Here is a 3,743-nt window from a genome sequence, read left to right on the forward strand (position 1 = left end):
CGGGGTCGGGCCTTCTCGAGTCACGCGCCATTAAAATTTCACTCCCGTCTCTCGCACAGCGTCGGCCAAGGCTCTCACCCGGCCGTGATAAAGAAATCCATTCCGGTCAAAAACCGCTTGCTCGACGCCCCGGGTCTTGGCCCGCTCGCCGAGAAGTTTCCCCACCAAGGATGCGCCCTGTATGTTGCTTCCCCGCGTGCTCTCGCCCGACTTCGACTGGGCCGCAAAATCCTTCTCGCACGAGGAGGCCGCCGCGAGCGTCAGGCCCTGGATATCGTCAATGAGCTGCGCGTAGATGTGCTTGCCGCTCCGGTAGACGGCCAGGCGCGGCCGATCGCTGGTGCCGCGGATTTTCCGGCGGACCCGCTTTTTTCTCGACAACCAAGCTTCGCGCTTGCTGTTCTGACTCAACGCGCACACTCCTCCGGGGCCTAAACGCCCGACTTGCCCACCTTGCGGCGGACATACTCACCGGTGTAGCGGATTCCCTTGCCCTTGTAGGGCTCGGGCGGCTTGATCTTGCGAATCTCCGCCGCCACCCAGCCAACCTTTTGCTTGTCGATGCCCACGACCTTGATGGCGTTCCGCTGCCGGTCGCTCTGGACCTCGAAATCGATGCCCTCTATCGGCTCGATCCGCACCGGGTGCGAGTAGCCGACATGGAGGACAAGCCCTTTCCCCTGCGCCTCGACGCGGTAGCCGAGCCCGTGGATCTCGAGCTCCTTCACGAAGCCCTTGAAAACCCCCTCCACCATGTTCGCGATGAGGCTGCGGGTCAGCCCATGGAGGGAGCGATCCTGCCGGGAGTCGCTCTGGCGGGTGACCTTCACGAACTCACCCTCAACTTCGACGCCAGGGCGCTCGTGAATCTCCTGGGTCAAGGCGCCCTTGGGGCCCTTCACCATCACGGTGGTTCCCTCGAGCTTCACTTCCACCCCTTTCGGGAGGGGAATCAGTTTGTTTCCAATGCGCGACATCGCTAACGCCTCACCAGATTTCGCAGAGCAATTCCCCGCCTACGCCCAGGGTGCGGGCCTCGTTGTCGGTCACAACGCCCCGGGAGGTGGAGATGATGGCGATTCCCAAGCCGTTGAGGACATTGGGCACTTCATCGCGGTCCACATAGACGCGACGACCGGGCCGGCTCACCCGCTTCAGCCCTGTCAAAACCTTATTTTCATCGACCCAGGGGAAGAGATCGATAATGACTTCCTCTTGCCCCACGGTGCCGGGCTTCACGTCAAATCCCTTGATGAAACCGTTCGTCCGGAGAATCCCCAAGATCTGTTTTTTGATCCCGCTACCCGGAACCGTCGTTTTCGCGTGCCCGGCCTGCTGCGCGTTGCGGATGCGGGTCAACAGATCGGCAATCGGATCAGTCATAGACATGCTGTGGTTTTCTCCCTACCAGCTCGACTTCGTGACCCCGGGGATCTCCCCCCGAAGGGCCAGGTTCCGGAAGCAAATGCGGCAAAGCTTGAAGCGCCGCAGATACCCGCGCGGGCGTCCGCACTTCTGGCAACGGGTATAGGCACGAACGCCAAATTTCGGTGTCTTCTTCTGTTTGGCGATCAGACATTTTTTTGCCACGCTTTCTCTCTCCCTAATCCGTCCGGAACGGAAATCCCAAATGGCGGAGGAGGGCCCGGCCCTCCTCGTCCGTCTTGGCGGTGGTGTTGACCACCACGCCCAGCCCGCGCGACCGGTCGACCTTTTCCACGTCAATCTCCGGGAAGATCACCTGCTCGCGGATGCCGAGGCTGTAATTCCCCCTCCCGTCGAAGGACTTGGAGCTGAGCCCGCGGAAATCCCGCACCCGGGGGATGGCAACGCTGACCAACCGATCGATGAACTCCCACATCCGCACGCGCCGAAGCGTCACCATGGCGCCAATGGACATCCCGGCCCGCAGCTTGAAGTTGGCGATCGACATGCGGGCCTTGGTCACGACGGGCTTTTGTCCGGAAATCGCCGTCAGCTCCTCTACCCCGCTCTCCAGGATCGAGGCCGTCTGGATCGCCTCGCCCAGGCCCATGTTCAGCGTCACCTTCGCAAGCGTGGGCACCTGCATCACGTTCTTGTAGGAAAACTCCTTGCGCAGCTGCTCGACCACGTCGGAACGATATTTTTCGAGCAACCGAGGTACGTACGTCATCACCCAAAACTCCTAGAAAACCAGGTTACACCGTGTCGAGGATCTCGCCGCCCTTTTGGGTCACGCGGACCCGGCGGCCGTCCTCCAGCCGTTTGCGCTGCACGCGCGAGGGCCGTGTTGTTTTCGGATCGACGGGCATCACGTTGCTGATGTGCATCTTGCCCTCTTTCTCGATGATCCCGCCCTGCTGGCCGGCCTGCGTGGGCTTGGTGTGCCGCTTGATCATGTTGAGCTTCTCGACGACCACCCGCCCCTCGCTCTTGAGGATGCGGAGCACCGTGCCGCGCTTGCCCTTGTCACGCCCGGCGATCACCTCGACGGTATCGCCTTTCTTGACGTGAAACTTCTTTTGCTTACTCTTCACACCGGCCATCTTCTTCCTTCCAGAGTCCCGGGGCTAAAGAACCTCGGGCGCCAGGGAGACGATCCGCATGAAGCGTCTCCGCCGCAGTTCGCGGGCGACCGGCCCGAAAATACGGGTGCCGACAGGCTCGCGGGCCTCGTTGATGATCACAACGGCGTTGTCATCGAAGCGGATGTAGGTCCCGTCTTCGCGGCCGGTCTCCTTGACCGTCCGGACAACCACCGCCCGTCTGACCTCGCCTTTCTTCACGGGGCTGTTCGGCGTCGCTTCCTTGATCGCAACGACGATGATGTCGCCGATGCGGGCGTAGCGCCGCCGCGAGCCCCCGAGTACCTTGATGCACTGGACGCGCCGCGCACCCGAGTTGTCCGCCACGCTGCACATGGTTCGCATCTGGATCATTACAAATTCCTCTTGCGCTTGCGCGTCTTATTTCGCACGCTCGATGACATCGAGAAGCCGCCAGCGCTTCCTGCTGCTGAGCGGGCGCGTCTCGATGATTCGCACACGATCGCCCACTTTGAGGGTGTTCTCCTCATCGTGGACCAAAAACTTCGTCCGCCTGCGGACAACACGCTTGAACCGGGGGTGCTTGAAGGTACGCTCCACCTGGACCGTGGCGGTTTTCTCCATCTTGTCGCTCACGACCTGGCCGGTACGGATCTTCCGGCGGCCTCTCTCTTCGCCCATCTAGTTACTCTCCTTGGAGGCCTCGGGAGCCGCTGCCTTCTGCTCCTGCTTCAAAGTCATCAGCCGCGCCAAATCCCGCTTCACCTGACGTATCCCGGCGGTGTTGTCGAGCTGCCCGGTCACCTTGCGAAACTTGAGGTTGAAGATCTCGCTGCGGAGCGAACGCTCTTTTTCCTCAGTTTCTTCCGGCCCCAACTCACGGATTTCCGACATTTTCACGAGGCGCTTCTCCTTATTCGGCCGAGACGAATTTCGTCTGCACCGGAAGCTTATGGGCCGCCAGGCGGAAGGCTTCCTTCGCCACGTCTTCTGCCACGCCATCCATCTCGTAGAGAATCCGGCCCGGCTTCACGTAGGCCACCCAGCCCTCTGTCGCGCCCTTGCCTTTTCCCATCCGGACCTCGGCCGGTTTCTTGGAGTAGCTCCGGTCGGGGAAAATCCGAATCCAGACCTTCCCGCCCCGGCGCACGTGGCGGTTGATCGCAATCCGGGCCGCCTCAATCTGGCGAGCCGAGATTTTCCCCACCGTCACGG

The 3,743-nt window shown here is 61.6% G+C and carries 10 protein-coding genes; all 10 read right to left on the reverse strand.

Annotated elements, in window-relative coordinates:
* Positions 1-30: 30 nt before the first annotated feature.
* Positions 31-411, reverse strand: coding sequence for a 50S ribosomal protein L18 (gene rplR, locus O2807_13275; GenBank protein MDA1001472.1), 381 nt, complete (start codon positions 409-411; stop codon positions 31-33).
* A gap of 20 nt (positions 412-431) precedes the next feature.
* On the reverse strand, positions 432-977 hold the full coding sequence (gene rplF, locus O2807_13280) for a 50S ribosomal protein L6 (protein MDA1001473.1): 546 nt from the start codon (positions 975-977) through the stop codon (positions 432-434).
* A gap of 10 nt (positions 978-987) precedes the next feature.
* Positions 988-1,389: a 30S ribosomal protein S8 gene (gene rpsH, locus O2807_13285; GenBank protein ID MDA1001474.1), complete on the reverse strand. Its 402-nt coding sequence runs from the start codon at positions 1,387-1,389 to the stop codon at positions 988-990.
* A 15-nt stretch (positions 1,390-1,404) separates the two neighbouring features.
* A complete protein-coding gene (locus O2807_13290) occupies positions 1,405-1,590 on the reverse strand; it encodes a type Z 30S ribosomal protein S14 (GenBank protein ID MDA1001475.1) in 186 nt (61 codons plus the stop codon).
* A gap of 13 nt (positions 1,591-1,603) precedes the next feature.
* On the reverse strand, positions 1,604-2,155 hold the full coding sequence (rplE, locus tag O2807_13295; protein ID MDA1001476.1) for a 50S ribosomal protein L5: 552 nt from the start codon (positions 2,153-2,155) through the stop codon (positions 1,604-1,606).
* Between the two features lie 25 nt (positions 2,156-2,180).
* The gene (rplX, locus tag O2807_13300) at positions 2,181-2,519 is read right to left on the reverse strand and encodes a 50S ribosomal protein L24 (GenBank protein ID MDA1001477.1); all 339 of its coding nucleotides are present in this window, start codon (positions 2,517-2,519) and stop codon (positions 2,181-2,183) included.
* 33 nt (positions 2,520-2,552) lie between these two features.
* On the reverse strand, positions 2,553-2,921 hold the full coding sequence (rplN, locus tag O2807_13305) for a 50S ribosomal protein L14 (protein ID MDA1001478.1): 369 nt from the start codon (positions 2,919-2,921) through the stop codon (positions 2,553-2,555).
* Between the two features lie 27 nt (positions 2,922-2,948).
* Positions 2,949-3,209: a 30S ribosomal protein S17 gene (gene rpsQ / locus O2807_13310; GenBank protein ID MDA1001479.1), complete on the reverse strand. Its 261-nt coding sequence runs from the start codon at positions 3,207-3,209 to the stop codon at positions 2,949-2,951.
* Positions 3,210-3,428 carry a 50S ribosomal protein L29 gene (gene rpmC / locus O2807_13315; GenBank protein MDA1001480.1) on the reverse strand — a complete coding sequence of 73 codons (219 nt, stop codon included), beginning with the start codon at positions 3,426-3,428 and terminating at the stop codon, positions 3,210-3,212.
* Positions 3,429-3,441: 13 nt separating this feature from the next.
* The coding region (gene rplP / locus O2807_13320; protein ID MDA1001481.1) for a 50S ribosomal protein L16 at positions 3,442-3,743 on the reverse strand (302 nt) is incomplete at its 5' end.

It is taken from the genome of bacterium, from assembly GCA_027622355.1.
GTDB lineage: Bacteria > UBA8248 > UBA8248 > UBA8248 > UBA8248 > JAQBZT01.

Coding starts and splice junctions, on each gene's coding strand:
- rplF (MDA1001473.1), bottom strand. CDS start 977: ATGTCGCGCATTGGAAACAAACTGATTCCCCTCCCGAAAGGGGTGGAA.
- rplN (MDA1001478.1), bottom strand. CDS start 2,921: ATGATCCAGATGCGAACCATGTGCAGCGTGGCGGACAACTCGGGTGCG.
- rplE (MDA1001476.1), bottom strand. CDS start 2,155: ATGACGTACGTACCTCGGTTGCTCGAAAAATATCGTTCCGACGTGGTC.
- rpsH (MDA1001474.1), bottom strand. CDS start 1,389: ATGTCTATGACTGATCCGATTGCCGATCTGTTGACCCGCATCCGCAAC.
- rpsQ (MDA1001479.1), bottom strand. CDS start 3,209: ATGGGCGAAGAGAGAGGCCGCCGGAAGATCCGTACCGGCCAGGTCGTG.